Source organism: Sphingomonas bisphenolicum (assembly GCF_024349785.1).
GTDB lineage: Bacteria > Pseudomonadota > Alphaproteobacteria > Sphingomonadales > Sphingomonadaceae > Sphingobium > Sphingobium bisphenolicum.
Genome location: NZ_AP018817.1, coordinates 3,257,585 through 3,283,284, shown reverse-complemented (window position 1 = coordinate 3,283,284; position 25,700 = coordinate 3,257,585). Strand labels below are relative to the sequence as shown.

Below are 25,700 nucleotides of genomic sequence, written 5' to 3'. Positions count from 1 at the left end.
GCGGCATAGTCAATGTTATGACTGACGTCCGCCGCCATGAAAGGAAGCCTGGAGCGTGACTGCCGCCTTCCGCTTTCCCCGTTTCTTCGTCACCAACCCCAGCCCTTGCCCCTATCTGCCGGGCAAGAGCGAGCGGAAGGTGTTTACCGAGCTGAACGGGGACAATGCGGCGGAACTGAACGACGCGCTGGGCCGCATCGGCTTTCGTCGCAGCCAGAATGTCGCCTATCGGCCAAGCTGTGCGGATTGTTCAGCCTGTGTGTCGGTACGTGTCGTCGCCCATGAATTTCAGCCCAATGCGACGCAACGCAAGCTGATCCGTCGCAACAGCGACTTGGTCGTCACGGCCTGCAAGCCCTGGTCCACCGAGGAGCAGTTCGCGCTGCTCCAACGCTATCTGGTCGATCGTCATCCCGGCGGCGGCATGACAGAGATGGACGAGATGGACTTCTCCGACATGGTCGAGCAGACGCCGGTCGACAGCTATATCATCGAATATCGCGAACCGGGCGTCGATGGCCGCCCCGGCAAGCTGATCGGCGCCTGCCTGACCGACCGTCAGGGCGACGGCCTGTCGATGATCTACAGCTTCTTCGATACGCAGCTTGAGCATCGGCCGGGCTTGGGCAATTACATCATCCTGGATCATATCACCCGGGCGTCCGGTGCCGGCCTGCCCTATGTCTATCTGGGCTATTGGGTCGATGGATCGCAGCGAATGCAATATAAGATCCGCTATCGTCCGCTGGAAAAGCTCAGCCGCAGCGGCTGGGTGCGTTTCGATCCGCACGAGCAGGCACAGGCCATTCGCGGCGCCCAGCAGCGCGACGAACCGCCGCTGTCGGTCGAACTGGTGGGCATGTTCCGTAAATAGACAGCCAGATCGGCGAAGGTCGATCGTTCAATGATGGTTGTGCCATCCGTTTCGGTCGCTGCAACCTGATGCGCTTTTGTCTTGTCGGTCTTCGAACCGATTTTGCCGCCATTGCTGCGCTAGGTAAAACAGAACGGTGCCGCGCCAAACGCCAACGCGCGGGCTGGTCGAGGTTTAGATCCTGATGACATGCAGCGGACCCTGGCGTGTCTGGCGCGATGCGTCGGGCAGGACTTTCATCTGGGCCGACCACTACCGGGCGACACCTTCAGTTCTCCGAAATTCGATCGGCAAAAAAAGGGGTCGGGCCTGTGCGGCCCGACCCCGATCCAGCGCTGGTCCGGCGTCGTGACTCGCCGGACAGGCGCTTATCTGCAGCGGCAGCTTCGAACGGCCCTGCGGCGTACCGGCTGGCGAACCGTTTCGGTGACGTAGGTGGTCGTCGTAGTCGTTGTCGTCTGGGCGGGCTGTATCGTGACGGTCGTCACCACCGGTGCGGGATAATAATAGCCACCCGCGATATAGCCGCCGCCCTGCTGCACCACCGGGCCCGGACCCGCCGACCAATGCGACGCCCCGGCATAAGGCGGGGCGTCATAATCGACGCCAGCGCCGCGCACTTCGCCCTCGAACCGGCCGTCATAGGTGCCGCTCACCTGCCGCCCGTCATCCGTGGTCCAGGTGCCGGTCCAGCGGCCTTCATAATCATTCTGGGTGGTGACGCTGTCGTCAGCATAGCCATAGCCATCGTCATAGCCCACGCCCGGACGGCGCGACGGGGGTGGCGCATGACGGCCGGGGCCGTCCTCGGCCTTGTCGATCGCCATGCCCGCCACGGCGCCGACGCCGGCGCCGATCAGCGTGCCCGCGGTGCGATTGCCGCGCCCGGCGATGCGGTTGCCCGCCACGCCGCCGACCACCGCGCCAATGGCAGCGCCACCAACGCCATTATCGCGGCGCGGCTCGTCATAATAGCTGTCATCGCCATCGGGACCATAGCCGCCTTCGTAGCGGTTCCAGTCGATGTCGCTGCGCGAGTCGTAGACCCGGCCATAACGGTCGGTCATCACCGCATCGTCATAATAGCGCGACCAGCCATAGCCGTAGGCAGGCGCAGGCAGGCCATAGGCGCCATAGTTGGCGATATAATAATTGGGGCTGGTCCAATATTGCGGCAGGACATAGCCATAGATCGGACGCTGATAGCCGCCCCAGCCGCCCGGCGCGCGCCAGCCGGCGAACCAGCGCCCGTTCTGGCGCGGTCCCCAGCGATGCCCACCATTATTCCAGTGTCCGTTCCAGCCGCCACCGGGGCGTGGCATATGCGTGCCGGGACGGGGGCCGGGGTGCGGCATCGAACCGCCGGGGCGTGGCCCATTCGCGCCGCCGGCGATAGCCGGCGCGGCGACGCCTGCCAGTGCAACGCTCGCCCCCAAAAGAAGTAAGGTTGGAGTCCGCATGGTTAACACTCCCTGTTTTTACGGCGCGCCAACCGGATGCGCAGCCTAAAATGCTAACGCTTCGTTTAGCATGGCGATCCTTGGCTATCCATGATCCAGGGCTTGAAATCCTGTCCCGAAACGGGGCGGAAAGCGCGGCACTGCGGAGGTGCCGTGAAGAAACAGGGTTAATGGATCAGCAAATGCGGGCTGCGATCCGCGCCGCCAGCGCCTCCAGCCCGGTGGCATCGTCCGAGTCGAAGCGGGCGGGAAGCGGGCTGTCGAGATCGATCACGCCGATGAGCTTGCCGTCGTGCAGCACCGGGACAACGATTTCGGACGCGCTGGCCGCATCGCAGGCGATATGGCCGGGGAAGGCATGGACATCCTCCACCAATCGGGTTTCGCGGGTTGCTGCGGCCGCACCGCATACGCCGCGACCGACCGGAATGCGGATACAGGCGGGCTTGCCCTGGAACGGGCCAAGGACGAGTTCATCCTCCACAATGCGATAGAAGCCGGCCCAGTTGAGATTGGGCAGGAACTGCCAGAGCAGGGCGGACAGGTTCGCCATGTTGGCGATCGGGTCCGGCTCCGATGCGGTCAGCGCATCGGCGGCCGAGAGCAAATCGGCATAAAGGGTGGGCTTGTCGGCGGTGGTGGGGGCGAAATCGTACATGGCGCCCATATAGGCGCGACCTTCGATCGCGACCAGAGCGCGACAAGAATGCATTAACCAAAAGCCGCTATCGCCATCCAAAGGCCTGAAATCCCGAGGGTGACGATGTTCGTAGACGCCATGCATAGTCTGTCCCACCTGCGCGGGGATGTTCGCGCGATCGACGTGTCGATCGTCATGCCCTGCCTGGACGAGGCGATCAGCCTGCCGCATTGCATCGCCAACGCGCGTCGCGCGCTGGATTTGATCGAAGCGCGGCATGGGCTGTTCGGCGAGATCGTAATTGCCGACAATGGATCGACCGACGGCAGCCAACAACTGGCGACGGGGCTCGGCGCGCGGGTCGTGCCAGTGGAGCGGCGCGGCTATGGCGCGGCGTTGATAGGCGGCTGCGAGGGCGCCTATGGCCGCTACCTGCTGATGGGTGACGCTGACGGCAGCTATGACTTCACTGACGGCGTGGCGATGATCGGCGAATTGCTGGATGGGGCGGATTTGTGCATGGGTTCGCGCTTCAGGGGCGGGATTGCGCCCGGCGCCATGCCTTGGAAGAACCGCTATATCGGCAATCCGGTGCTGACCGGCATCCTCAATCTCTTCTTCCGGTCGGGCATCAGCGATGCCCATTGCGGCCTGCGGGCCATTACGCGGGACTGTTTCGCCTCGCTGGACCTGTCGGGGTCCGGCATGGAGTTCGCCAGCGAAATGGTGATCAAGGCCAGCCTGCGCCGCTTCCGTCTGGCCGAGGTGCCCGCGACCTTGTCTGTCGATCTGCGCGACCGGGCACCTCATTTGCGGCCCTGGCGCGATGGCTGGCGGCATCTGCGCTACCTGATGATGCTGAGCCCGACCTGGGTGTTCGGCGTGCCAGGCGTGGTGGCGCTGGGCGTCGGTCTGACGCTCTTCGCCATGGCGCTTATGCAGGCGCTGGCGCCGGGAAGCTTCCCCGCGGTCGGCAATTACTGGGTCGTGCTGGCGGCCGCTCTGGTGTCCGGCGGGCATTTATGCGGTATGCTGGCGTTCGCCGGCAAACTCTATGGTTTGCGCGCCGGCTATCGCGCTGCGCGACCATGGGAATTGCGGCTGGGCGAAAAATTGTCGCTGGAGGCGATGCTGCTGTCTGGCCTTGCCATCAGCGGAACGGGCGTCGCGGTGCTGGCGGCGGTCTTCTGGAAATGGACGGCCCGCGATTTTGGCGCCACCTATAGCATCCTGCCGGCGGTGTTGGGCACGACGCTCGTTACCATGGGTATGCAGACTGTCATGGGTGGTTTCCTCATGGCGATATTGGGCGGCAATGAATCGCGCTTTTATCGCATGCAAGCGGTGCCGCCGCTGCCGTTGCGCTGATGCCGATACCGCGTCTTTCCATCATCATGCCCGTGCATGAGGGCGATGCCTATCTCGATGCCGCATTGGCGAGCCTGCCGGACGACGCCAACGGCCTGATCGAAGTGATCGCGCTCGATTCCAGTTCGACCATGCGCTGTCGCGACATCGCCGCGCGCCATGCCGGCCGACTGACCCTGCGGTACGAATATCGGCCTGACATTCTGTCCTGGACGGCCAAAACTAATCGGGCCGCGGCGATGGCGCGGGCGCCGCACGTCGCGATGTTGCACCAGGACGATCTTTGGCTTCCCGACCGGCTGACCGCTATTTTGGCTGCGCTGGATGCTGATCCTGATGCCGCTATGCTGCTGACGGCGGCGACCATCATCGACGAGGGTGGGCGGACATTGGGCCGCTGGCGTTGCCCGCTGGAAGGTCGGTCGAGTTGGGAGGGGCCGGCCGTCATGGAGCGGTTGCTGGTGCAGAATTTTGTGGCGCTGCCCTCTGTCGTCATGCGCCGGGACATCTGGAAGGACGCGGGCGGGCTTGACGAGAGCCTGTGGTACACCCCTGACTGGGACATATATATGAAGGCCGCGATGCGCGGACGCGTCAGCTACCTCGCCGAACCGACCGTCGCCTTTCGCATCCATGGCGGGTCGCAGACAATGCTGGGCAGTCGGACGCCGGCTGATTTCCTGAATCAGATGGAGATTGTCGTCGCTCGCTACGCGCCGGTCATCGCCGGGCCAAAGGCAAAGACGATCCGCCATATTGCCGCGGCATCGGCGCGCATAAACTGTCTGCTGGCCGAAGTGATGCATGGTCGCAAAGCCGCGCTGGCGCAAATCATGGGCGAGTTGCTGAGGCTGGGACCGTGGGGTGTGTGGCGTTACATGAGCCATTCGCGCATTATCGATCGCGTATTGCCACGCATCCACGCACGGTTGCGAGGGGCGCTGTGATGCACGCAAGACTGTTGCGGTTGATGCGGTTCGGTATCGTTGGCGGCGGGGTGACCCTGATCGCTTATCTGCTGTTCCTGGGGGCGATAGCAGGCGGCCTGCACTATGTGGCTGCGAGCGTGTTGGCCTGGGCCGGGGGGCTGTGCGTCGGTTTTCTGGCGCATCGGCATGTCACCTTCGGCGACCGCGGCGGATGGCGCAGCCAGATCTGGCGCTATATTGGCGTGTATCTGCTCCAGCTTTTGTTCGGGACGGCGACGCTTGCCGCGCTGATCGATTTGGCGGGGCTGGCTCCGTGGCTGGCCTATCCGGTCAACATCATCTTCACGGCGACATTCAGCTATGTGCTGATGAGCCGCATGGTGTTCACGCCGGCGGGCGACGTGCAACGCGCCTGACGCTGGCGCAGAGCTTTTTCAGGCGCAGAAATCGATCGGTCGCTGTTTCCTTGGCGGGAATGGCGCGCTGGATTGGGGCAAGCTGCTTCTCGCCGACGAATGCGATGCTGTGCGTGCGGCAGAGCGCCGCCATTGCGCGATCATCCAGTTGGCTGGCCATCAATCGCACCGGCCTGTTGCCCAGATCGGGGCGATTGGATACCAGGTCGCCGCCAAAGGCCGTTGCAAGATCGTCGATCACCGCCAGGTCGCTGTCCGTTCGGTCGATAGTGCGGGACACGGTGGCATAAGGACGCACGATAGTCGCGGCGAGGGCGATGTGGACCGGCACGACGGCCACAAAATTCGCGATGTTCGCGGCCGTCCACAGCGCCGGCGTTCCGGTCCGTTTTCGAAGCGCCGACCAGCCATAGCCCCCCAGCAGGCAGGCATTGCCGATCACGCCATGGAGGTAGCGATAGCCCCATCCGTGTCCCTGATAGGCAAGCAGCAGCGTCGCGGCGGCAATCGGGAGGAGCAGTCCAGCGAGCAGTGCGAGAGCCAGCGGATCGCGCCAGGCGAAACGTATGCCGGCCACCGCCAGAGGGAGCAGGAGCAGATGCTGCCAGGCGACGAAGCGCAGCAGGTTGAGGCTCATCAGCCACAGGCTGATCCCGTCAAAGCCGGACAGGAGCATGGCGATCCGCGCGCCATAGCCCAGCTGCCCGCCCTGCGTGGCTGCTCCACCCGCCGCGCTCGCGGCAAAATGCGGCCAGGCAAGCCAGGCGAGGCCGATCGCGGCATAGGTCAGGCCATAGAGGCAAAAGAGTCGCCAGCGACGTTGCCAGGCGAGCATGACGATAAACGGAAGGACGAACAGCGGATGGAAAATCGGCTGATGCCAACCGGTGGCGATCAGGCCGATGCATAGCGCGCCACCATGACTCACTATGCCGCCGCGCAGGAAGAGCGCCAGCCAGATGAGATTGAGGGCCAGATAGCCGGGCATGGCATAGCTGCTCATTCCCATCACGACGATCTGGGACGACCCGACGTAGAGCAGGAGGGCGGCTGTCTGCGCGCTGCCGTCCTGCGGCCAAAGGCGGCGGGCGATGCGCCAGAGGGCCGTGGCGCCAATGGCGGTGAGAAGCGGATTGGTGAGTGCAGGATCGGCGATCGTTCCCAGCAGGTTTCGGGTCAGTGCATGAACCGGCAGATAGTCCGAAACCCAGGCCCGATACCCCGCAATCGGCAATATGAATTGCTGATTGAGGGCGAGGGCGTTGTGCTGCCAGAAGGCAGGTAACGGCCATCCGAGACGGGCATGGCGATAGATGAATCCGTCGAACAGGCCCATCTGTTCGTCGCGGGTCAGATCATAGCCGTCAAAGGCCAGGCGATGGCCGGCCCAGCAGAGGAGGAGCAGAAGGACAGGAGCGCTCCACCAGAATCGGCCCGCCTTTTCCGCCCATAGCGGCACGGCCGACGCAGGCCAGAGGCCGAAGCGGAGCAGCAGGATCAGAAGCAGGAGGAAAAGCGCATCTTGCCGCACGAAAAGAAAGGCGGCGAACTGCCTCTTGTCCTGGGCGGGGTCGATCAGGATGCCGGCGAAGGCCAGGAGCATCAGAATGCCCAGGCCGTAAAAAACCGCCTTCCGATCCTGCGCCATTCCACCGTTCATGCCGTCGACGTCCCCCCTAAATTCTGTACTCAGTCCATCTGCACTCGTCCGCGGCCCTGCTTCACCGAACTGCGCGCTTTCTTGGCATCGACCCGCCGCGCCTTCGCGGCCTTGCCCGGTTTGGTGGCGATGCGCCGGGCGTCGCGGACATGGGCCTTGGCGATCATCTCGTTCAGGCGGTCGCGCGCGTCCTGCCGGTTCGCCTCCTGCGTGCGGAAGCGGGACGCCTGGATCACGATCTCGTTGCCGGCGGTCAGCCGCGATCCGGCCAGTTCCTTGAGCTTGCGATAGGCGTAAGGTGGCAGGGCCAGCCTGAACAGGTTCACGCGCAACTGGACGGTCGTCGCCACCTTGTTGACGTTCTGCCCGCCCGGCCCGCCGCCGGTGATGAAGCGCTCCTCCAGCGCATCATCGGGAATCTCAAAGCCCGGCATCGTCCAGCAAGTCCTGGCCGAAGCCCGCCGCAGCGAAGGTCGCGGGCAGGGCGGCGGTCGCCTCCGCCGCGGGCTTGTCGCCGCGCGGCATACTCAGGAAACGACTGTGCAACAGCATGGCTCCTTCCCCGTCACCATAGACCGGATCGCCCACGATGCCGAAGCCCAGGCCATGCAGCGCATGGACGCGGATCTGGTGGGTGCGCCCGGTCTGGGGGGAGAAGGCGATCAGCGACCGGCCGTCCTTTTCCGCGACCTTGCGCCAGTGGGTGATGGCGTTCTTCCCCGCCTTGGCCGGGATCATGCGCCATCCTTCCGCCGCGGAGCTGATCTTGCTGAGCGCCAGTTCGATCGTGCCTTCATCTTCTTCCGGCACGCCTTCGATCACCGCGACATAGCGTTTGACCACCGTGCCCGCCTCGAACGCGGCGGCGAAGCGCTTGTGCGCCTTGGGATTGCGGGCCAGCAGCAGGCAGCCGCTGGTGTCGCGATCCAGCCTGTGGACCGGCAGCGGCCAGCGCTGGAAACCGAAGGTCAGCGAGGCGAGGTGATTTTCAAGCGCCATGGAGCCGTCGCGCGGCGCATCGACCGGCAGGCCCGCAGGCTTGTCGAGGATGAGGGCTTCGCCATCGATGAACAGCACATGGTCGGTAAGCAGGGCCAAGGAAGAGTTTCCGATCGGGACAGAAGAAAATGGAAGGAGAATTGACGCACGCGGCGCTTCCTATAGGCGGTGGAGGCGATGGAATACAGGGGGCATGATCGGCGCCAGGCGCAATTTCGGCTTGATTGGGTCGATGTGGCGCGCGGGCTGGGCATATTGGCGGTGGTGATCGGCCATGTCTGGACCCGCGGGCCGCTCCGCGACGCCATGTACAGTTTCCATATGCCGCTCTTCTTCCTGCTGTCGGGGATGCTGTCGCGGCCGCATGATGTCGGCGCGTTCACACGGCGGCAACTGGTCAGCCAGATGCGGCCCTATGCCGCCTTCCTGCTGCTGCTGATCCTGATCGACCAGATCATCGAACCGCTGAAGGGCGGTCGGCCCATCTTCCACCAATGGCCGGAGGATATGGTGCCGATCCTGCTGGGCGGCTTCTGGTTGCGCGGCCCCTATACCATCTTCTGGTTCGTGCCTTGTCTGATGATGGCGCGCATCCTGTTCAATGTCGCGCTAGGCCGCTGGCCCGATGTGCTGGATCGGCGCTGGGCGCTGCTGCTGCTTCCGGTGCTGGTTCTTGCTTATGTCCTGGGTTGGTGGCTGAAAGCGTCACCGTTGGGGATGCTGAGCGTGCCGATGGCCTTCGTGCTGTTATGGGTAGGAGCGGCGTGGCCCCGAGTCCGCTGGCGGGGCTGGATGATCGCGCCGCTGGGAGCGATGGCTGCGGTCGGGCTGACGGGCGTGCTCCCCACGCTCAACATGAAGGTCGCAGATTATGGCTGGCCCTTGCTGTCGGTCGCCTCGGCCATTGCCACTTCACTGCTGTTGTTCCGCCTGTCGGCCCTGATCGCACCCCTTGCCGCGCCTGTTGCGGCGGTGGGGCGGGCGTCGCTGGTCGTCATGTACTGCCATGTCGCCGTCATCCACTATCTCTCCCCCTATTTGGGCAAGCCGTGGCTGCTGCTGGCGGCGTTAATGATCCCGCTGGCGATCGACCGGCTGATCCGCCTGTCGCCGACGGCCAGCCGCTTCCTGCTTTAACCGTCCTGGATCAAGGACATGCGATTGTCGGTCCCGGCGCGGGCAACGATGGCATAGGCGGCCTGGGCGATGAGTTGTGCCTGGGTCAGTGATTCGCTGTCGTTCGCCGTCTGGGCGGTCGCGGCGGGATCGGCGACGGCGGCTGCTTCGGGAGAGGCGTAATAGCCTGCGTCGCTCAGTCGATCGCTCAGGCCGGCCGTGGGTGCGGGATCGGCTACGGCGGTCATTTGACGCGGGCCGGACGAAGGCGCGCTATAGGTTAGCGGCTCGGACGGGGCCGGGTTGGCGACGACTGTCGGCGGGGTAGGGGCTTCGGGTGATGTCGGCGCGTCCGGCGTGTTGGGGGACGGCGTAGGCGCAGGGGTGGCGCTCGGCGCAGGGGGCGTCGCCGCCTGGGCAACCGTGTCCAGCGACTTCTTGATCTGTCCCCATGCGTTGCCGATGCCTGTCGCGTTGATCGCGCTCACCATGTAAATATTCTCCCGTCCCCGCCGTTCTTATCCGTTATCGGCCCTGCCATGCCCTCTACGAACAGGGTGTGCACCCCGTTAAGCGTCAATGCAGGTGCCGCAGCTTGTCCGGGTTGCGCATGATGTAGATGGCGGTGACCCGACCGTCCTGGATGTCCAGTGCCGTGGTCTGCACCTCCCCATCGGCCTCCCGCGTGACGAAGCCGGGCAGGCCGTTGATGAGGCAGGTGCGCAGCAGGGTGGAGCCATGCTTGCGGAAGTTGACGGTCAGCGCCTTGTGCAACTGTATGACCTGACCGAAGCCGATCGCCGGGCGCACCGTCGCGGGCCGCTTGCCCCCCCCGTCGCTGTGCAGACTGACATCCTGCGCCAGGAGCGCGCCGAGACTGGTCATGTCGCCGCTGCGCGAGGCCGTGAAGAAGGCGCCGGCAATCTCCAGGCCGCGTTGCTTCTCGACCTGGAAGCGTGGCCGCGCGTCACGGACGTGGGTTCGTGCGCGCGCGGCGAGTTGTCGGCAGGCGGCGGCGTCGCGGTCGATGGTGCGGGCGACCTCCTCGAAGGCGAGGCCGAAGACGTCGTGCAGCAGGAAGGCGGCGCGCTCCAAGGGGGACAGCCGTTCCAGCGCCAGCATCAGCGGGAGGGTTACGTCCTCTTCCTCCTCGTCATCCCCGACCAGCGGCTCGGGCAGCCAGGGGCCGACATAGGTTTCGCGGCGCACCCGCGCCGATTTCAACTGGTCGAGGCAAAGCCGCGTCACCGTGCGGCGGAGAAAGGCTTCGGGTTCGCGGATGGCCGCCCGATCGACGCCCATCCAGCGGATGAACGCTTCCTGCACCACATCCTCGGCGTCGGCGACCGATCCGAGCATCCGATAGGCGACGCGGATGAGGCGGGGACGCAGCGGGTCGAAGCGCGCCGCCGCGTCCTGTTGCGTCCCCCGCTCCATCAGGCCGCCGCCCTCATCGGCATATCGTACCAGAGGTCGAAGCCGACCGCGATGCGGTTCCAGCCATTGATGATGTTGATCATCAAGGTAAGCTTCACCTGCTCCTCCTCGGTAAATTCCCAGTTGAGCGCCTCGCGCGCGGCGCTATGGCTATGACCCTTGGCGATTTCGGTTAGAGCCTCGGTCCAGGCGAGAGCGGCGCGTTCCCGGTCGGTATAGCAGGGGGCTTCGCGCCACGCGGAGAGGAGGTAGATGCGCTGCTCGGTCTCGCCCTTCGCGCGGGCTTCAAAGCTGTGCATGTTGATGCAGTTGGCGCAACCGTTAATCTGTGATGAACGAATCTTGACCAGCTCGATCAGGCTGGGTTCCAGGCTCTCTCCGATCGCGGTCGACAGTGCGGTCCAGCTTTTCATCAGTTGCGGCGCGGCGGCATAGGGGTTGATCTTGTCGGTCATGATGCGGTCCTTTCGCGTGGGGATGCAGACATGACGAGAGGCGCGCGCGGGATGTGACATGGGAACGAATTTTTTCGTCGCGAAGCGCTGGACAGGGGCGGGGGCGACGGCTAGCGGGCGCCCCCTATGTCAGTCATTGCCACAATCATGAACACGGCCACGGGCCAGCCCATCCAGAAAATGAAGTTCGAACGGATGCCCAAGCCTTGGGTATCGCTGAACCTGGAAAATGGCGAATTGGTCACGGCCGACCGCGTCGTCGTCGGCAAACCCGCGCCGGGCAAGTTCATCATCCCCGTCGAGGTCTGGGTGACGCCCAAGACATTGGGATAGGCATGGCAGGAAAGGGCTGGCGCATAGTCCCGATGCGCCAGCCCCTACGGCGTGATTCAAGCCTTGATGCGACCCAAGGGCTCTCGCTGCGCCGCCTCATACAGACGGCGCGGCAGGCGATCAGCCGTGCAGCTTGATCGCGGTCTCCGCGATGCGGCGACCCTGGTAGCGGGCGCCGTCCAGTTCCTCTTCGCTGGGCTGGCGGCTGCCGTCGCTATCGGCCAGGGTGGTCGCGCCATAGGGCGATCCCCCGCGCACCTTGTCCACGCCCATCTGACCCGCAAAGCCATAGTCGAGGCCGACGATGGTCATGCCGAAATGCAGCAGGTTGGTGATGATCGAGAAGAGGGTGACTTCCTGTCCGCCATGTTGGCTGGCGGTCGAGGTGAAGGCGCCGCCGACCTTGCCGTTCAGCGCGCCGCGCGCCCACAGGCCGCCGGCCTGATCGAGGAAGGCCGCCATCTGGCTCGACATGCGGCCAAAGCGCGTGCCGGTGCCGACGATGATCGCGTCATAATCGGCCAGCTCCGCGACGGTGGCGACGGGGGCGTCCTGGGCCAGCTTGAAATGCGCGTTCTGGGCGACTTCGAGCGGAGCGGTTTCGGGCACGCGCTTGATATCGACCTGCGCGCCGGCGGCAATGGCGCCTTCGGCCATGGCCTTCGCCATCGTTTCGATATGACCGTAGGAAGAATAATAGAGAACCAGTACCTTAGCCATGAGGCATCTCCTTGAAAGGATGGGGAAAGGTTGGCCGCCCGCATAGGGAATACGGGCGGCCCGGCCCGTCCGGGGGGGAGGGGATTGGACGGGCCGATAGGGTCAGATGCTGTCCACCAGGACGATTTCGGCGTCCTCGACGGCCGTGATGGTGATCGGATCGCCGCCCAGGATCGCCGCGCCATCGCGGGCCTCGAACGGCTGGCCGTCAATCTCGATCCGGCCCGTCGCGGGAACCAGATAGAGGTGGCGACCTTCCGCGCTGTCATAGGTCACGCTGGTCCCGGCCTTGACCGTGCCGCCGAGCAGGCGGGCGTCGGCGCGGATGCGCAGCGCTTCCTTGTCATCGTCATAGCCGCTGGCGAGGACGACGAGCTTGCCGGAGCGATCGCCCTTGGGGAAAGGCTTGGCCCCCCAACTGGGCTGGCCGCCGCGGGCGCGGGGAATGACCCAGATCTGGAACAGGGTGGTGGTTTCATCCTCCAGATTATATTCGGCGTGGCGGATGCCGGTGCCCGCGGACATGACCTGCACGTCGCCGGCCTCGGTGCGGCCCTGATTGCCCAGGCTGTCCTTGTGCGTGATCGCGCCGGTGCGGACATAGGTGATGATTTCCATGTCGCTGTGCGGATGCGGCGGGAAGCCCGAGCGGGGGCCGATTTCGTCATCGTTCCACACCCGGATCGCCCCCCAGTGCATGCGCTCTTCGTCATGATAGTCGGCGAAGGAAAAATGGTGGCGCGCGTTCAGCCAGCCATGGTCGGCATGGCCGAGCGACGCGAACGGGCGGCGCTCGATGCGGCTCGTGGTGGTCGTGGTCATACAAGATGCCTTTCGTTGCGGAGCCGGATGCTTCCGCTTGCTTTCCGACAATCTAGCCATCAGGATCGTTTCTTAAACCGGCAGCTTTGAAACGGATTGTTTCCCGATGCGACTACCTGACTTCGAGGCCTGGGCCATGTTCGCCGCCGTGGTCGAGCATCGTAGCTTCACCGATGCGGCCAAGGCGCTGAGCGTGTCCAAGGCGACTGTGTCCAAGGCGGTGACGCGGCTGGAGGAGCATCTGGACACCAGCCTGTTCAACCGCACCAGCCGCCGTCTGGCGCTGACGGAAAGCGGGAAGCGGCTGGCCGACCATGCCCATCGCATCCTGGCGGAGGGGCAGGCGGCGGAGGAAGCGGCGCGTGACGAAACGGCGGAATTGTCGGGCGTGGTGCGGCTGGGCGCGCCGATGACCTTCGGCCTGCTGCGCGTCGCGCCGCTGGTTGCGCAATTCACCAAGGAGCATCCGTTGGTCGACGTCGACCTGCATTTGTCGGACGCGCAGATCGACATCGTAGAGATGGGGCTGGATGCGACCATCCGCATTGCCGACATGCCAGACAGCTCGCTGCGCGCGCGGCGGCTGGCGGATGTGACGATGCATGTGATCGCCTCGCCCGCCTATCTCGACGCGCGCGGGCGGCCGCAGCATCCCTCTGACCTCGGGAGCCACGACTGTCTCTGCTATTCCAACGTCGCGGCGCCCGACGTGTGGCGCTTTTCCGGGCCGGGACAGCAGAATGTGGTGGTGCAGGTGCGCAGCCGTATCACCGTCAATAGCGGGGAAGCGATGCTGCCCGCGCTGCGCATCGGGGTGGGCATCGCCCGGTTGCCCGACTTCATCATCGGCGATGCGCTGGCGAAGGGCGAGGTGGAGGAGATATTGATCGACTGGCGCCCTGCGCCGTTCGGCTTGCATCTGGTGACGCCGCCGTCGCGCCTGCGCCCCGCGCGGGTCGAAGCGCTGCTGGACTATCTGACGAAGCATCATGGCTGTTAACCCGCAGCATTAAGGTTAGCGAAAAATTTCCGTCCTCGGTTCAGGATGATGGGCGTTTGGACGCGTTTGAGCGTCGTTTCGCAGGTGAATCCATCTTGACTCCGGGTCGGCCGTTTCTGCTTCAACCCTTTGTAAACAGATTCGTTTTGGTGCGACTCGCGGATTTCTGCCGGTTAGCGAAAAATTAACCTTTGTCCTTCAGAAGTTTTTTGGTTAATGATTTGGAGCAGAAGCCGTTCTGGTGGGGTGAACGGGACTGCGACGCAAAGGGGCTTCACATGCGCGTGCTGCTGATTGAGGACGAACCGACCACCGCCAAGGCGATCGAGCTTATGCTCACGACCGAAGGCTTCAACGTCTATACGACCGATCTGGGCGAAGAAGGCCTCGATCTGGGCAAGCTCTATGATTACGACATCATCTGCCTGGACCTGAACCTGCCCGACATGCACGGCTATGACGTGCTGAAAAAGCTGCGGGCGGCCAAGGTGCAGACCCCGGTGTTGATCCTGTCGGGCATTTCGGAGATGGACAGCAAGGTCCGCTCCTTCGGTTTCGGCGCCGACGATTATGTGACCAAGCCCTTCCATCGCGAAGAGCTGATCGCCCGCATCCACGCCGTGGTGCGCCGGTCCAAGGGCCATAGCCAGTCGGTCATCCGCACTGGCAAGCTGGCCGTCAACCTGGACGCCAAGACGGTGGAAGTGGACGGCAACCGCGTTCATTTGACCGGCAAGGAATATGCGATGCTGGAGCTGCTTTCGCTCCGCAAGGGCACGACGCTGACCAAGGAAATGTTCCTCAACCACCTCTATGGCGGGATGGACGAGCCGGAACTCAAGATCATCGACGTGTTCATCTGCAAGCTGCGCAAGAAGCTGGCGCTGGCCTGCGGTGGCGACAATTATATCGAGACGGTGTGGGGCCGTGGCTATGTGCTGCGCGACCCGGACGAGATTCTGGAGGAGCAGGCCAAGGTCGCCTGATCCCGGACTGGTAAATGGGGGGGGGGAAAGGCCGGGGTCCGAAAGGACGCCGGCCTTTTCCGTTTTGGGTGTCGGCAAAAGATATGTTCACTTTTTGATCGCATTTCATCGTTGGGGCGTGGATCATCCTTCCGCTTGCGGTTAAGGCAGGGGCATGGATGACCTGTTTGCCGATCGATCCTTAAGTGAACAGGCGCTGGGCCGGGGCGACATCGCGCCGCTGGCGAAAAAGGGTTTGCCCCATCATTTGATCGATTGCGATCTGGACGAGGCGGATCTGTCTGGGCTGGACCTATCGCGCTGGATCTTCGAACGCTGCCAGTTCCGCCGCACCGACTTTACCGGGGCGAAGCTGGACGCGACGCGCTGGCAATCCTGCCGGGGCGGGTTCGTGCAATTGACGGGCGCGGACCTGCGCGAAGCGGAATTTCTCGCCTGCGATTTCAACAATGGCGTGCTGCGGCGCGCGAAGCTGTTCGGTGCGCAGTTCGAACGATGCAAGCTGACCGGCGCGGACCTGAGCGAGGCGAGCGCGCTGGACGTGCAATTTGCCGAGACGTTGCTGGTCAACGCCCGGCTGACTGGCTTTTCCTTTCGCAAGCTGGTTCTGAAGGCGATCGATTTCAGCCAGGCGGACCTCGCCAAATGCGATTTTCGCGGCACCTTGTTCGATGGATGCAGCCTGCGCGACGCGGCGCTGGACGGATGCCGGTTCGATGGCGCGGACTTGCGCGGGGCTGACATTGGTGGATTGCGGCTGGTCAACGCCGGACTGTTTCGCGGCGCGACGATATCGCGCGAGCAGGCGGGACAGTTGCTGGGCGAACTGGGCTTGAACGTGCGCTGATCGGCAAAGTGGAACGGGCCGGCGGTCTCAAAGGCAGCCGGCCCGTTCGTCAGGCGGTGGGGCGTCGGGCGGCGGCGTGGAACTTGACCGCTATCCGCGTGCAGCCCCGTGCGGGGTCAATCGTCCGCCTGATTCTGTGTAGGGGTGCTGCTGCTTGCCGAACCCTGGCCGGTGGCGTCACCCGAAAGCTGGCCGCTGGCATTGACCGACGCCGCATTGTCGAGTGCGCCCGTGGCCTGACCCGCGGCGCTGCCTGCCGCCGAACCAGCGCCATTGGCGACGCCCGAAGCGCGATCGCGGGTGGCATTGACGGCATTGCCTGCCCGGTCGCGGGCATTGGCAGCCGTCGCGCTGGCGCGATCCCGCGCGGCGGAGGCGGTGTCAGTCGCCCGATCACGCGCGGTTCCCACCGTGTCACCGGCGCGGTCGCGCACCGTGCCGACGGCGTTGCGCGCGTCGCTGGTCCCCAATGTGTCGACCGCCAGGCCGCCATCGGCCGATCCGCTGGCCGACCCCGAGGCGCTGCCGCTGCGGGTCTTGCCGTTGCGCGTCGCCGAACCGGTCGCCGAGCCATCGGCCCGACCGCGGCTTGATCCGCTCGCGCCGACCCGACCATTGTCGAGGTCGATGCTGCGATCCAGGCTGCCCGAACCACCCAGCGTGCCGCCGAGCGATCCGCCAAGGCCGCCGCCGCCCAGGCCGCCCAGCGACCCACCCAGGCCGCCGCCACCGCCACCGCCGCCCAGCAACTGGGCCGAGGCAGGCGCTGCGGTTAATGCAGCAAGGCAGGCGGTCGCGATCAGGAACTTGGCTTTCATCACTCGTCTCCTTCATAGGCGTATCAATGCGATGAAGGGAGAACGGGAGGGGCGGCCGCTTTAATCCCGGTCCGCCAAGAAAAATATCAAGCCTTTGAAAATTATTCGTTATTTCTGCAATCGCAACAGATGACCGGCGTCTTCCCCTTGGCCGGCGGGGTGGCTTCGGCGCGCAGTGCGGCGATGCCGCCACGCATCAGCAGGCGGCCCGCGACCAGCGGCGCGGCGAAGCTGGTGCCGCGCACCGCGCCCTTGCCGCCACTTGTGGTTGCTGCCTGCATGTCTGCGCCGGGCGCGGCGAAATCGATATGCAGCGCGCGGCCCGCTTCGGGCAAGGGCCGGCCGCGCCCGTCGATCCCTGTCACGGCGATGACGCCGGGATAGGAGGCGGGATAGGCCGGCGGGGCGGCGGGGCCGTCATTGCCAACCGCCGCGACCACGGTCACGCCCTTGTCCTGCGCCAGCCGGATCGCGCCGTCGAGCAGCGGATTGGCCGGGCCGACCAGACTGACGGTGACCACGCGCACGCCGCGCGCCGCCATCCAGCCGAGTGCGCGGACGATGGCGAAGGCGCCGCCGCCTGCCGGATCGTCGCCATAAACGTCCGCGACCAGCAGCGCCGCGCCGGGCGCTCCGCCCCGCACCACGCCGTCGCCACTGATGAGGGAGGCGACAGCGGTGCCATGGGTGCTGGCACGCGGCGCGCCCTGTGCGAAGCCGCGCTGTTCGATCGGCCCGTTAAGCGCCGGATGCCGCGCCACGCCGCCATCGATCAGCCCAGCCAGCCGCCCATCGACCCGGCCGCTGCCCGCCAGCGCAGCGGCGGCGAGGGGCAGGGATGCGCCGCTGGGGAAATAGAGATTGTCCGCGCTGGCCTGCGCACGCGGGGCGATCCGGCGCACCTCGCGCAGCGCCCTGGTTAGGCTGCGGCCCTTGGGCGGGGTGAGGTGGGCGACGCGCAGGTCGATGCCCTCAACCCTTTCGTCAGCCACGCCATAGCCCGTCGCGCGCAAGGCATCGAGCGTCGCGTCGTCCGCGCCGGTGAGGAGGATGACGCCGCGCCGCGCCGGTTCGCGCCGGTCATCCAGCTCGATGCGATCGCCGTGGCGGCGCAGTAAATCGGTGAGGCGCGTGGCGCGCGCCGCCGCCAGCCGGTCGGCCAGGCGCGCGGGCGGCAGGCGGTCGAGATCGGCCGCATCGACCGCGCCGCCGATCCGGTCGAGCACGTCGGGCACCACCTGACCCACCGTGCCCAGCCCGCCGCCGCCGGGCAGCAACTGGGCCTGCGTCGCAGAGGGCGCGATCAGGATCATCCCCGCGATCAGCCAGGGGCGCGTCAGCTTCATGTCCGTCTCACCGATCCTCTCGCCTGCAAAATCAACCATTGCGAAAAAATGTCCATCCGTCTTCTGTCTGCGGGATGAAACGGATGGGCTGGCGCGTTTCATCCCTCGAACAAGTGACGGAGTATCGATGTCGTTCGAAAGCGACCTGCTGGCGATCCTGCCCCGGCTGCGGCGTTTTGCCGCCAGCCTGTCGCGGGACCGCGCCGATGGCGACGATCTGTGCCAGGCGGCGCTGGAACGTGGCTTGAAGGCGCGCGATCAGTGGCAGCCCGGCACCCGTCTGGACAGTTGGATGTATCGGATCATGCGCAACCTGTGGATCGACGAGGCGCGCGCGCGCCAGCGCGCCGCCAAGACCTTCGCCCCTGAAGAGGCCGGTGCGCATGTCGGTCATGCCGGCGACCGCGATGTGGAGGCGCATATGATGCTGTCCGACGTCGACCGTGCGATGCAGGCATTGCCCGAAGAGCAGCGCGAGGCGATCGCGCTCGTGCTGGTGGAGGGGCTGTCCTACAAGGAAGCGGCAGCGGTGCTGGGCGTGCCCATGGGCACATTGACGTCGCGGCTGGTGCGTGGGCGCGGCGCGTTGTTGGAACTGATGGGAGAGGCGGCATGACGGACATAGACGAAGCCATGCTGATCGCGCTGGTCGATGGCGAACTGGACGAGGTGAACCGGCGTCGGGTCGAGCGGGCGGTGGCCGCCGATCCGGCCCTGGCGGCGCGGCTGGCGCAGCATCGTTCGTTGCGCGCGCGACTGGCGGGCCATTATGCGCCTGTGGCGCAGGAGCCGGTGCCAGATCGTTTGCGCGCGGTTCTGGAGGACAGCGCGACGGTGACGCCTCTGGCGCGCCCAGCGCCCCGCTGGCGTGGCTGGGCGATGGGCGGGGCGATCGCCGCCAGCCTTGTGCTGGGGCTGGGTCTGGGGCGCATGTCGGGCGAGGAGCCGGGATCGATCGGCATGCAGGGCGGCGTGATGGTGGCGCAGGGCGCGCTCGCGACCGCACTCGACGGGCAATTGGCGTCTGCGCAGCGGGATGGACCGATCCACATCGGCCTGAGCTTCCAGCGCAAGGGCGGCGGCTGGTGCCGAAGCTTCGATGGCGCCATTGCGGGCGTCGCCTGCCGCGAAGGGACAGGCTGGCAGGTGCAGCAGGCTTTGCCCGGCGCGGGTTCTCAAACCGCCTATCGACAGGCCTCGTCCGCCGACGCGCGGGTCATGGCGACGGTGGACGCGCTGATCGACGGCGCACCGGTGGATGCCGCCGGGGAAAAGGCGGCGCAGGCGAAGGGCTGGCGGTGAGTTGCGGCGTTCTCCCGCACAGGCAAGAGAACGCCGCCTCATTGTCTAGGCATGCGCCACCGCATGACCCGCGCAGCATGCGGCACGGCTGCTTTCGACATAGTCCGGGTCATGCCACCAATAATGTTGATGAGCGTTCGCCAGCATCGGCAGCATCTTGCTCGCCGCCGCCTGCGGCTTTGCATTGACGAAGGGCGCCATCAGCGCCTCGGGCGTATGGACGACGCCGTTGGCGATCACCTGCTGCACATTCGCAACGGCGGCGACATCCTTTAGAGGATCGCCGTCCACCAGGATCAGGTCGGCCAGCATCCCGCGCTCGATCCGGCCGACCGGTTCGCCCAGAAATTCGCCGCTCCAGCGCGTCGTCATCAACAGCGCTTCATAGGGCGAGATGCCGAACTTGACCATGCCGCGCAGGTTGAGGTGCAGGCTGATCGCGGTCAGGTCGATCGGCGCGTCGGTGCCGGAAAAGGGATGCCATCCCGCCGCCAGCGTCATCTTGATCTGTTCGACCTGCCGTTCCAGCGAGGCAAGCATCGGCTTGCCGCCGTCGCCCGACATCGCCTTCACCCGCGCGCGCAGCTTGTCATATTCCCATGGGGGATAGAGCGTCGTGATGCGCGGATCGCGCGTAAAGCCGTCGTCCAGTCCCAGCAGGGACGTGGCGGCGAACAGGGTCGGCGTGCGCCCCGCCTTGGCCGCGGCGAACAGGTCGTTGACGTCATGATAGCCGCCGCCGAGCGAGGTGATGGTGCGCGAATAGCCGTAGCGGTTGGTCGCGCCGGTATGCTCCATGCAATCCATGCCGCTGTGCAGGGCGGGATAATGATAATGGGACGACAGGTGCATCCCCATCTTGTGGGAAGCGTCAACCACCTCCTTCTGCGTGTCGTGGCGCAGGCGGACATAGGTTTTCAACATGTCGTAGTCGAGCGCCTTCGCGCGCTCCAGCTCCAGCGCCATCTGCCCCTTTTCGGTCACAGGGCGCATGAAATTATAGAAGATGCGCCCGCCGTCGATCGCCTCGCCGGTGGCGTAATGGCGTGCGGCGATACGCTTGCCGCTCTGGATCGCCTCGCGGTCCTCGACCATATGATAGGCGGGGCAACCGGACGACCGTGTCGCCGTCACGCCCATCGCCAGCCACAGCCGCCCCATCCGGTCGCCATAGCCATAGCCCGCCATCTGCCGGTGGGTGTGCATGTCGATCAGGCCCGGCATCAGCGTCAGGTCGGGTGCGTCGATCAGCCTGGCGTTGGCGTCCGATGCGCCCGCGCCGCGCGGCGTCACGGCGGTGATCAGGTTGCCGTCCAGCACGACATCGACTTGAGTCTTGTAATCGGCCGAGAGAGCATCCCAGACTTTGTCCGCCCGTATGACGGTGCGATCCGAAGGCTTGGCATTGGCCCAATTGAGGCGGCAGGGCACGGTCTGCGCTGCGCCGCCGGTGGCGGATACGATGCGCAGCTTGCCGTTGCTGAGATACAGCAATTTTCTGCCGTCGCCGCTCCAGCTTGGCGCGTCGGTGACTTCGGTAGTGATCTGCTTCGGCGCGGCGGTAAAGCTGCCGTCGGGCGCGACCGGCGCGACCCACAGGGTGCTGGCGAAGGCGAAGGCCATGCGCGTGCCGTCGGGCGACCACACCGGGCCGTCATGGCCGCGCGTGCCGAGCGACTTGCCCTCGAACACAGGGCGATATGTGCCCTTGCCGGTAGCGAGGTCGACGGTCAATATCTGGCTGGCGCCTTCGCGATAGCGGCCGGTGACGGGCTTGAACGCGGCATAGGCGATGGTCTTGCCACCAGGGCCGAAGCTGGGGCGGCCCGGTTCCCAGATAGCGTCGAAGCGTTTCGTGACCACGCCGCTCGCGACATCGACCGTATGGAGCGCGCCGTCCTGGTCGAGGAAGGCGATCATCTTGCCATCCTGCGACCAGCTGCCCCAGGCGACCGCCTTGTCGGGAATGTTGGTGAGCTGCTTTTCCTTGCTCGTAGCGACGTCATGCAGCCACAGGTCCAGCGTGCCGCCACGGTCGCAGGAATAGGCGATGGTCCTGCCGTCGGGCGACCAGGCGGGGTCGCATTTGTGGAATCCGTCGCCGACGATTTTCTTCGGCGCGCCGCCGACGGGCATCAGATAGAGGTCGTTGAGCGCAGCGAAGACGATATGCTTGCCGTCGGGCGAGAGCATTGGCGCGGCGATGCCCACCACGGGCTTTGCCGTGGTGGAGGTGAAGTCGCGGGCCTTCTTCCGATAGCTGGGCGTAGTGACCGGCACCTCGGTCCGGAAGGGGATGACGCTCGCCTTGCCGCCTTTCAGGCTGCGCAGCTTGCCGCCGGACCCGTAGAGGATCGCGCCGTCCTTGGCAAAGGCAGGGCGGAAGGGATAGAGATCTTCGCCGACGACGATATCCTTGCCGTCATGGACCAGCGTCATTGTGCCCGGCTGCACGCGGGTATAGGCGATGGTCCCGTCGGGCGCGAAGGCAGGGGCCATGATCGCCGACGGATTGAAGCGATCAGCCGATGGCGTCACCGACGCCACCTCCGTCACCACCCCGCTGGCGATGTCGATCGTGACCAGCTTCGTGCCCCCCGCGACATAGGCGACGCGCTTGCCGTCGGGCGACCAGGCGGGTTCGCTGTCGTTGGTCGTGCCCTTCGACAGGGGCGTGACCTGGCCGCTGGCCACATCGAGCAGGTAGATGGCGTAGCGGCCGTCCGCCCGGTCGCTGGAAAAGGCGATGCTCTTGCCGTCGGGCGACCAGCGCGGCTCGCGATCGTCCAACAGGCCATCGGTGTGCTGGCGCATGTCGCCGCCGTCCGCTGCGATCGACCAGAGGTGGAAATTGCCGGTGCGATAGGATTGGAAGACAATCCGTTTGCCGTCGGGCGACCAGTCGGGCTGCGCGAGATCGTCAAAGTCGCCGGTCAAGCGGGTCAGCGGCCCGCCTGATACCGGCATCGTCCAGAGGATGCCCAACAGGTCGAAGGCGATCGTCCGTCCGTCGGGCGACAGGGCGAGGGCGACATTGGTGCAGTCTTCGACCTTGACGATCGTATCCTGCCCCGGCGCCGGGGCGCCTGCCGTCCCCTGCGCCACCGACGTCGCGCTGCCCGCGGCGAGCAGCCCGATCCCGCCCGCCGCGAGTGCTTCGCGGCGGTTGACACCCTTGGTCTTCGTCATATCAGAACTCCAGGTTGAACCGGCCATAATAGAAGCCGCCGCTGATGCCATAGGGGGCGTAGGCGTTGTAAAGGCTGCCCGCGAGCCGGTTCACCGGCTTCAGCTTGTTGGGATAGGTGTTGAGCAGATTGTTCGCGCCGATCGACAGCTTGACGCCCTTGGCCAGCTTGTAGCCCAGTTCGAGGTCGAGAATGACCTTGGGCTTCAGTTCCTCGTCGGCATAGCCCGACGTACAGGTCGCCGACACGGCCGAGCAGGACACCCAGTCAGCGGTGTGCAACACCGGCAACGCCGCGCGCTGGGTGACCTTGCCAAAGCGCGTGGCGCGCAGATTGGCGTTGATCGGTCCATTCTCCCAAAGGAAATTGGCGATGAATTTGTTGCGCGGCGTGCCTTCGCTGAGGTCACCCTGACGATCACGCGCGACGAAGGAGACGCCGCTGCCACCCGTCGGCGGCGGATCGATATGGGTGAAGATGGTCTTGTTGAAATTGGCCGACAAGGAACTCGTCAGATGGCCTATGCCGCCCAGATCGGCGCGATGGGTGGCGACTATATCCAGGCCGCGGGTCCGCGTATCGGCGGCATTCGAGAAAATGAGCGCGCCGAAATTGCCGGCATAGCCGTTGGCGTTCAGGATATCGACGACAGCCGTGCCGGACAGCGTGCCGCTGAGCAATATCCGGTCCTTCACCTTGATCTGATAGGCATCGACGGTGAGGTTGAAGTTGGGCAGGGGCGTCAGCACCAGCCCCGCCGAGAAGCTGGTCGATTTTTCAGGCTTGAGCGCAACGGCGCCGAGCGCCTGCGCCGCGGCGCTATCGACCGGCAGCGCGACTACGGGACGCAACTGGCTGACCCCGTCGATGACTACACCGATCGTGCTGGACGAATTATAATGTTGCTGCTGGAGCGTGGGTGCACGGAAGCCAGTGCTGGCCGTGCCACGGATCGCTATGCCCCTGACGGGTTCTATGCGCAGCGACGCCTTGCCCGTATCGGTGGTGCCGAAATCGGAATAATCCTCATGTCGCCCGGCAAGGCCGAACTCGACGCCCTCGACGATCTTGCCTTCGATATTGCCGTAGGCGCTCCAATTGTCACGGCTCCAGCTACCCGATCCTTCGGGGGTGAAGCCGATGACGCCCTGCGACCCGATGCCGCTGGCAAAGGTGCCGCCACGCCAGCCGCCCGTCGGGAAGATATAGCCGCCGTTGATATAGGACACCGCATCGCCGGGGCTGATGACGAACTTGTTCTTCTTATACTCGCCGCCCACCGCGACCGAGAGCGGCCCGGCAAGGCCGATGTCGAATTCCTTGCTCAGGTCGAGATTGCTGACCCATTCGTCGAAGCGCAGCTTGCCGAGGTAGAAATGGGTCGGGCTTGCCGGCCCGAGCGAGGGGTTGAGCGACGTCGTCTGGGCATATTTGACCTCGTCCTGGCCGTAGCTGGTGCTGAGGTCGAAATGCACGCCGCCGCCCACTTCGCCGCGCAGGCCGCCCGCAAACTGGAAATCCTCGTCATAGACGTGGATGCGCGGGATATAGCCTTCGGGATAGATTTCCAGAATATTATTGGCGGCCTGCGGTGTGCGATAGGTGAGCCAGCCCGCGGCATGGCGCTTGGAATAGGTGCCGAAACTATAGAGTTCCAGGCTGTCCCCTACCGGCATCATCGCATCATAGCCCAGATTGCCGCCGATCACCTGCGGCTGGCCATATTTGGCGCGGATGCGGTCGGGATCGGCGTTGCGCGGGTCGCCGGTCGGATAGAATTGCCCGGTGATCGGGCTGCTCTTCGTAATCGTATTATCCTGCAGCACGCCGTCCGCCGACAGGTGGACATAGCCGCCGTCCTGGCCCAGGGCGAACCCCTTGTCGACCTGCCAGCGCCCCTGCCAGCCACCATTGTCGGCGGTGCTGCCCATGGTCAGCGCCGCGCCGCCCGACGTATCGTTCTTCAGGATGATGTTGACCACGCCGGCGATCGCATCGGAGCCATATTGCGCCGATGCGCCATCGCGCAGCACCTCGATCCGCTGGATCGCGTTGCCGGCAATCAGGTCGAGGTCAGGCGGCGACTGGCCGTTCTGGACCGACCCGTTGATGAAGAGCGTCGCGGTATTGTGCCGGCGCTTGCCGTTTACCAGCACCAGCAACTGGTCGCCGCCGAGGCCGCGCAGCGACAGGGTGCGCACCGCCCAGCTCGCGCCCGCGCCATTGTTCGACACGTTGATCGAGGGGACCAGCGTGCCGAGCAGGTCGCGTACCGACTGTTTGCCGCTCGATTCCAGATCCTTTTCGCCCAGCACGTCGATCGGCGCCAGGCTTTCGGCGACGGTGCGGTTCGTGGTGCGCGTGCCGGTGACGATGATCGGCGTTGCATCCTCGACCGGTTCGGGGGCGGGGGCCATGGTCATGGCCTGCGCGCCCGTACCCGGCAGGCTCGCCTGCGCATATTGCAGCGCGAGCGGGCTGCGGCGCGCGGCGCTGCGATTGGCGGGGGCGGCCAGGGCGATCACGCCCGCGCCGGCCGGGGTAGAAGTGAGTTCGGTGCCGGCCAGCAGCCGGGCGAGGGCGTCCTGCGTCGACAACCATCCCTGGATGCGGCGGCTGCGGATCGCGGCGACCTCGTCATAGGGGAAGAGGATGCGGACGCCCGACTGGGCCGACAATTCCCGCAGCGCGCTGCTGAGTGGCTGGACATGGATGTCGAATTTATGCCGCTGGGTCAGCGTGGCGTCCGGCGTCGCGGCGGCGAGAAGTTGCGTAGGCGAGACGAGGCAGATGGCGAGGGCGATCCCCGCCATGGCATGGCGTTTATGCATGTGTCTGTTCCCCTGCTGTAACGGCATTTCCTGCCGCTCTGCTGTCTCCAACGAAGAAACTTTAGGGTTCCGCTATCGCGAATACTGGACAGGCAATATAAAATCTTTCTCATGGATTTATGAGAAGCGCTGGGCGTCCGGTCGCCGCCGCGA

The 25,700-nt window shown here is 65.3% G+C and carries 25 protein-coding genes; 11 read left to right on the top strand and 14 right to left on the bottom strand.

Annotation, left to right across the window (positions count from 1 at the left end; all coding sequences use genetic code 11):
• The first annotated feature begins 55 nt into the window (after positions 1-55).
• Positions 56-874: an arginyltransferase gene (locus SBA_RS16315; protein WP_261935180.1), complete on the top strand. Its 819-nt coding sequence runs from the start codon at positions 56-58 to the stop codon at positions 872-874.
• A gap of 368 nt (positions 875-1,242) precedes the next feature.
• Here SBA_RS16315 and SBA_RS16310 read toward each other — a convergent pair whose 3' ends face one another.
• Together SBA_RS16310 and SBA_RS16305 are read right to left on the bottom strand one after the other, a co-directional pair.
• The gene (locus SBA_RS16310; RefSeq protein ID WP_261935179.1) at positions 1,243-2,334 is read right to left on the bottom strand and encodes an RcnB family protein; all 1,092 of its coding nucleotides are present in this window, start codon (positions 2,332-2,334) and stop codon (positions 1,243-1,245) included.
• Positions 2,335-2,509: 175 nt separating this feature from the next.
• Entirely contained in the window at positions 2,510-2,992 is a 483-nt protein-coding gene (locus SBA_RS16305) for a GAF domain-containing protein (RefSeq protein ID WP_261936769.1), read from the bottom strand.
• A gap of 105 nt (positions 2,993-3,097) precedes the next feature.
• On the opposite strand from SBA_RS16305, the gene SBA_RS16300 reads away from it, so the two are divergent.
• From SBA_RS16300 to SBA_RS16290, 3 genes are read left to right on the top strand one after another with little or no spacing between them, the layout of a single operon-like run.
• Positions 3,098-4,342, top strand: a complete 1,245-nt coding sequence (locus SBA_RS16300) for a glycosyltransferase family 2 protein (protein WP_261936768.1) — start codon at positions 3,098-3,100, stop codon at positions 4,340-4,342.
• The gene (locus SBA_RS16295; protein ID WP_261935178.1) at positions 4,342-5,289 is read left to right on the top strand and encodes a glycosyltransferase; all 948 of its coding nucleotides are present in this window, start codon (positions 4,342-4,344) and stop codon (positions 5,287-5,289) included. The genes SBA_RS16300 and SBA_RS16295 overlap by 1 nt, the downstream gene beginning before the upstream one ends.
• Complete coding sequence (locus SBA_RS16290) at positions 5,289-5,687, top strand: GtrA family protein (RefSeq protein ID WP_261935177.1); 399 nt, start codon at positions 5,289-5,291, stop codon at positions 5,685-5,687. Before SBA_RS16295 ends, SBA_RS16290 begins: the two co-directional genes overlap by 1 nt.
• Here SBA_RS16290 and SBA_RS16285 read toward each other — a convergent pair.
• Genes SBA_RS16285 through SBA_RS16275 form a run of 3 tightly spaced genes read right to left on the bottom strand, consistent with a single transcriptional unit; the run spans position 5,656 to position 8,445 of the window.
• Positions 5,656-7,347 (bottom strand): hypothetical protein, encoded by a 1,692-nt coding sequence (locus tag SBA_RS16285; protein WP_261935176.1) that lies wholly within the window; start codon positions 7,345-7,347, stop codon positions 5,656-5,658. The two genes, SBA_RS16290 and SBA_RS16285, sit on opposite strands and share 32 nt — an antisense overlap.
• A gap of 29 nt (positions 7,348-7,376) precedes the next feature.
• Entirely contained in the window at positions 7,377-7,781 is a 405-nt protein-coding gene (gene arfB / locus SBA_RS16280) for an alternative ribosome rescue aminoacyl-tRNA hydrolase ArfB (protein WP_261935175.1), read from the bottom strand.
• Positions 7,768-8,445, bottom strand: coding sequence for an RluA family pseudouridine synthase (locus SBA_RS16275; RefSeq protein WP_261935174.1), 678 nt, complete (start codon positions 8,443-8,445; stop codon positions 7,768-7,770). The genes arfB and SBA_RS16275 overlap by 14 nt, the downstream gene beginning before the upstream one ends.
• A 78-nt stretch (positions 8,446-8,523) precedes the next feature.
• On the opposite strand from SBA_RS16275, the gene SBA_RS16270 reads away from it, so the two are divergent.
• Positions 8,524-9,483 (top strand): acyltransferase family protein, encoded by a 960-nt coding sequence (locus SBA_RS16270; protein WP_261935173.1) that lies wholly within the window; start codon positions 8,524-8,526, stop codon positions 9,481-9,483.
• Here SBA_RS16270 and SBA_RS16265 read toward each other — a convergent pair.
• The 3 genes from SBA_RS16265 to SBA_RS16255 form a co-directional block, all read right to left on the bottom strand.
• On the bottom strand, positions 9,480-9,953 hold the full coding sequence (locus SBA_RS16265) for a hypothetical protein (RefSeq protein WP_261935172.1): 474 nt from the start codon (positions 9,951-9,953) through the stop codon (positions 9,480-9,482). The genes SBA_RS16270 and SBA_RS16265 overlap by 4 nt on opposite strands.
• 85 nt (positions 9,954-10,038) lie before the next feature.
• Positions 10,039-10,899, bottom strand: coding sequence for a sigma-70 family RNA polymerase sigma factor (locus SBA_RS16260; protein ID WP_261935171.1), 861 nt, complete (start codon positions 10,897-10,899; stop codon positions 10,039-10,041).
• Positions 10,899-11,354 (bottom strand): carboxymuconolactone decarboxylase family protein, encoded by a 456-nt coding sequence (locus tag SBA_RS16255; protein WP_261935170.1) that lies wholly within the window; start codon positions 11,352-11,354, stop codon positions 10,899-10,901. The genes SBA_RS16260 and SBA_RS16255 overlap by 1 nt, the downstream gene beginning before the upstream one ends.
• 126 nt (positions 11,355-11,480) lie before the next feature.
• Here SBA_RS16255 and SBA_RS16250 point away from each other — a divergent pair, with 126 nt between their 5' ends.
• Positions 11,481-11,687 carry a hypothetical protein gene (locus tag SBA_RS16250; RefSeq protein WP_224550305.1) on the top strand — a complete coding sequence of 69 codons (207 nt, stop codon included), beginning with the start codon at positions 11,481-11,483 and terminating at the stop codon, positions 11,685-11,687.
• A gap of 120 nt (positions 11,688-11,807) precedes the next feature.
• Here SBA_RS16250 and wrbA read toward each other — a convergent pair whose 3' ends face one another.
• Both wrbA and SBA_RS16240 read right to left on the bottom strand, forming a co-directional pair.
• Positions 11,808-12,407 (bottom strand): NAD(P)H:quinone oxidoreductase, encoded by a 600-nt coding sequence (gene wrbA, locus SBA_RS16245; RefSeq protein WP_261935169.1) that lies wholly within the window; start codon positions 12,405-12,407, stop codon positions 11,808-11,810.
• 102 nt (positions 12,408-12,509) lie between these two features.
• Positions 12,510-13,229, bottom strand: a complete 720-nt coding sequence (locus SBA_RS16240; RefSeq protein WP_261935168.1) for a pirin family protein — start codon at positions 13,227-13,229, stop codon at positions 12,510-12,512.
• Positions 13,230-13,335: 106 nt separating this feature from the next.
• On the opposite strand from SBA_RS16240, the gene SBA_RS16235 reads away from it, so the two are divergent.
• The 3 genes from SBA_RS16235 to SBA_RS16225 all read left to right on the top strand — a co-directional run bounded on the left by SBA_RS16235 (position 13,336) and on the right by SBA_RS16225 (position 16,062).
• A complete protein-coding gene (locus tag SBA_RS16235) occupies positions 13,336-14,229 on the top strand; it encodes a LysR family transcriptional regulator (RefSeq protein WP_224550308.1) in 894 nt (297 codons plus the stop codon).
• A 278-nt stretch (positions 14,230-14,507) separates the two neighbouring features.
• Positions 14,508-15,215, top strand: coding sequence for a response regulator transcription factor CtrA (gene ctrA / locus SBA_RS16230; protein WP_224550309.1), 708 nt, complete (start codon positions 14,508-14,510; stop codon positions 15,213-15,215).
• A gap of 154 nt (positions 15,216-15,369) precedes the next feature.
• On the top strand, positions 15,370-16,062 hold the full coding sequence (locus SBA_RS16225) for a pentapeptide repeat-containing protein (RefSeq protein WP_261935167.1): 693 nt from the start codon (positions 15,370-15,372) through the stop codon (positions 16,060-16,062).
• Positions 16,063-16,178: 116 nt separating this feature from the next.
• On the opposite strand, the gene SBA_RS16220 is transcribed toward SBA_RS16225, so the two are convergent.
• Together SBA_RS16220 and SBA_RS16215 are read right to left on the bottom strand one after the other, a co-directional pair.
• On the bottom strand, positions 16,179-16,880 hold the full coding sequence (locus tag SBA_RS16220) for a hypothetical protein (protein WP_261935166.1): 702 nt from the start codon (positions 16,878-16,880) through the stop codon (positions 16,179-16,181).
• A 101-nt stretch (positions 16,881-16,981) separates the two neighbouring features.
• Complete coding sequence (locus SBA_RS16215; protein WP_261935165.1) at positions 16,982-18,265, bottom strand: S8 family serine peptidase; 1,284 nt, start codon at positions 18,263-18,265, stop codon at positions 16,982-16,984.
• Positions 18,266-18,353: 88 nt separating this feature from the next.
• On the opposite strand from SBA_RS16215, the gene SBA_RS16210 reads away from it, so the two are divergent.
• Positions 18,354-18,842: an RNA polymerase sigma factor gene (locus tag SBA_RS16210; protein WP_224550313.1), complete on the top strand. Its 489-nt coding sequence runs from the start codon at positions 18,354-18,356 to the stop codon at positions 18,840-18,842.
• Positions 18,839-19,528, top strand: coding sequence for an anti-sigma factor family protein (locus SBA_RS16205; RefSeq protein WP_224550314.1), 690 nt, complete (start codon positions 18,839-18,841; stop codon positions 19,526-19,528). The genes SBA_RS16210 and SBA_RS16205 overlap by 4 nt, the downstream gene beginning before the upstream one ends.
• A 45-nt stretch (positions 19,529-19,573) precedes the next feature.
• On the opposite strand, the gene SBA_RS16200 is transcribed toward SBA_RS16205, so the two are convergent.
• The gene (locus tag SBA_RS16200; protein WP_261935164.1) at positions 19,574-22,717 is read right to left on the bottom strand and encodes an amidohydrolase family protein; all 3,144 of its coding nucleotides are present in this window, start codon (positions 22,715-22,717) and stop codon (positions 19,574-19,576) included.
• Between the two features lies 1 nt (position 22,718).
• Entirely contained in the window at positions 22,719-25,547 is a 2,829-nt protein-coding gene (locus SBA_RS16195) for a TonB-dependent receptor plug domain-containing protein (protein WP_261935163.1), read from the bottom strand.
• Positions 25,548-25,700: the final 153 nt, after the last annotated feature.

Excerpts from the sequence above, each read along its gene's own strand:
- arfB (WP_261935175.1), bottom strand. The coding sequence starts at position 7,781 with ATGCCGGGCTTTGAGATTCCCGATGATGCGCTGGAGGAGCGCTTCATC.
- SBA_RS16265 (WP_261935172.1), bottom strand. The coding sequence starts at position 9,953 with ATGGTGAGCGCGATCAACGCGACAGGCATCGGCAACGCATGGGGACAG.
- wrbA (WP_261935169.1), bottom strand. The coding sequence starts at position 12,407 with ATGGCTAAGGTACTGGTTCTCTATTATTCTTCCTACGGTCATATCGAA.
- SBA_RS16210 (WP_224550313.1), top strand. The coding sequence starts at position 18,354 with ATGTCGTTCGAAAGCGACCTGCTGGCGATCCTGCCCCGGCTGCGGCGT.
- SBA_RS16205 (WP_224550314.1), top strand. The coding sequence starts at position 18,839 with ATGACGGACATAGACGAAGCCATGCTGATCGCGCTGGTCGATGGCGAA.
- SBA_RS16195 (WP_261935163.1), bottom strand. The coding sequence starts at position 25,547 with ATGCATAAACGCCATGCCATGGCGGGGATCGCCCTCGCCATCTGCCTC.
- SBA_RS16215 (WP_261935165.1), bottom strand. The coding sequence starts at position 18,265 with ATGGTTGATTTTGCAGGCGAGAGGATCGGTGAGACGGACATGAAGCTG.
- SBA_RS16270 (WP_261935173.1), top strand. The coding sequence starts at position 8,524 with ATGGAATACAGGGGGCATGATCGGCGCCAGGCGCAATTTCGGCTTGAT.
- SBA_RS16235 (WP_224550308.1), top strand. The coding sequence starts at position 13,336 with ATGCGACTACCTGACTTCGAGGCCTGGGCCATGTTCGCCGCCGTGGTC.
- SBA_RS16300 (WP_261936768.1), top strand. The coding sequence starts at position 3,098 with ATGTTCGTAGACGCCATGCATAGTCTGTCCCACCTGCGCGGGGATGTT.
- SBA_RS16285 (WP_261935176.1), bottom strand. The coding sequence starts at position 7,347 with ATGAACGGTGGAATGGCGCAGGATCGGAAGGCGGTTTTTTACGGCCTG.
- ctrA (WP_224550309.1), top strand. The coding sequence starts at position 14,508 with ATGCGCGTGCTGCTGATTGAGGACGAACCGACCACCGCCAAGGCGATC.
- SBA_RS16240 (WP_261935168.1), bottom strand. The coding sequence starts at position 13,229 with ATGACCACGACCACCACGAGCCGCATCGAGCGCCGCCCGTTCGCGTCG.
- SBA_RS16200 (WP_261935164.1), bottom strand. The coding sequence starts at position 22,717 with ATGACGAAGACCAAGGGTGTCAACCGCCGCGAAGCACTCGCGGCGGGC.
- SBA_RS16310 (WP_261935179.1), bottom strand. The coding sequence starts at position 2,334 with ATGCGGACTCCAACCTTACTTCTTTTGGGGGCGAGCGTTGCACTGGCA.
- SBA_RS16290 (WP_261935177.1), top strand. The coding sequence starts at position 5,289 with ATGCACGCAAGACTGTTGCGGTTGATGCGGTTCGGTATCGTTGGCGGC.
- SBA_RS16255 (WP_261935170.1), bottom strand. The coding sequence starts at position 11,354 with ATGACCGACAAGATCAACCCCTATGCCGCCGCGCCGCAACTGATGAAA.
- SBA_RS16250 (WP_224550305.1), top strand. The coding sequence starts at position 11,481 with ATGTCAGTCATTGCCACAATCATGAACACGGCCACGGGCCAGCCCATC.
- SBA_RS16295 (WP_261935178.1), top strand. The coding sequence starts at position 4,342 with ATGCCGATACCGCGTCTTTCCATCATCATGCCCGTGCATGAGGGCGAT.
- SBA_RS16225 (WP_261935167.1), top strand. The coding sequence starts at position 15,370 with ATGGATGACCTGTTTGCCGATCGATCCTTAAGTGAACAGGCGCTGGGC.
- SBA_RS16260 (WP_261935171.1), bottom strand. The coding sequence starts at position 10,899 with ATGGAGCGGGGGACGCAACAGGACGCGGCGGCGCGCTTCGACCCGCTG.
- SBA_RS16305 (WP_261936769.1), bottom strand. The coding sequence starts at position 2,992 with ATGTACGATTTCGCCCCCACCACCGCCGACAAGCCCACCCTTTATGCC.
- SBA_RS16220 (WP_261935166.1), bottom strand. The coding sequence starts at position 16,880 with ATGAAAGCCAAGTTCCTGATCGCGACCGCCTGCCTTGCTGCATTAACC.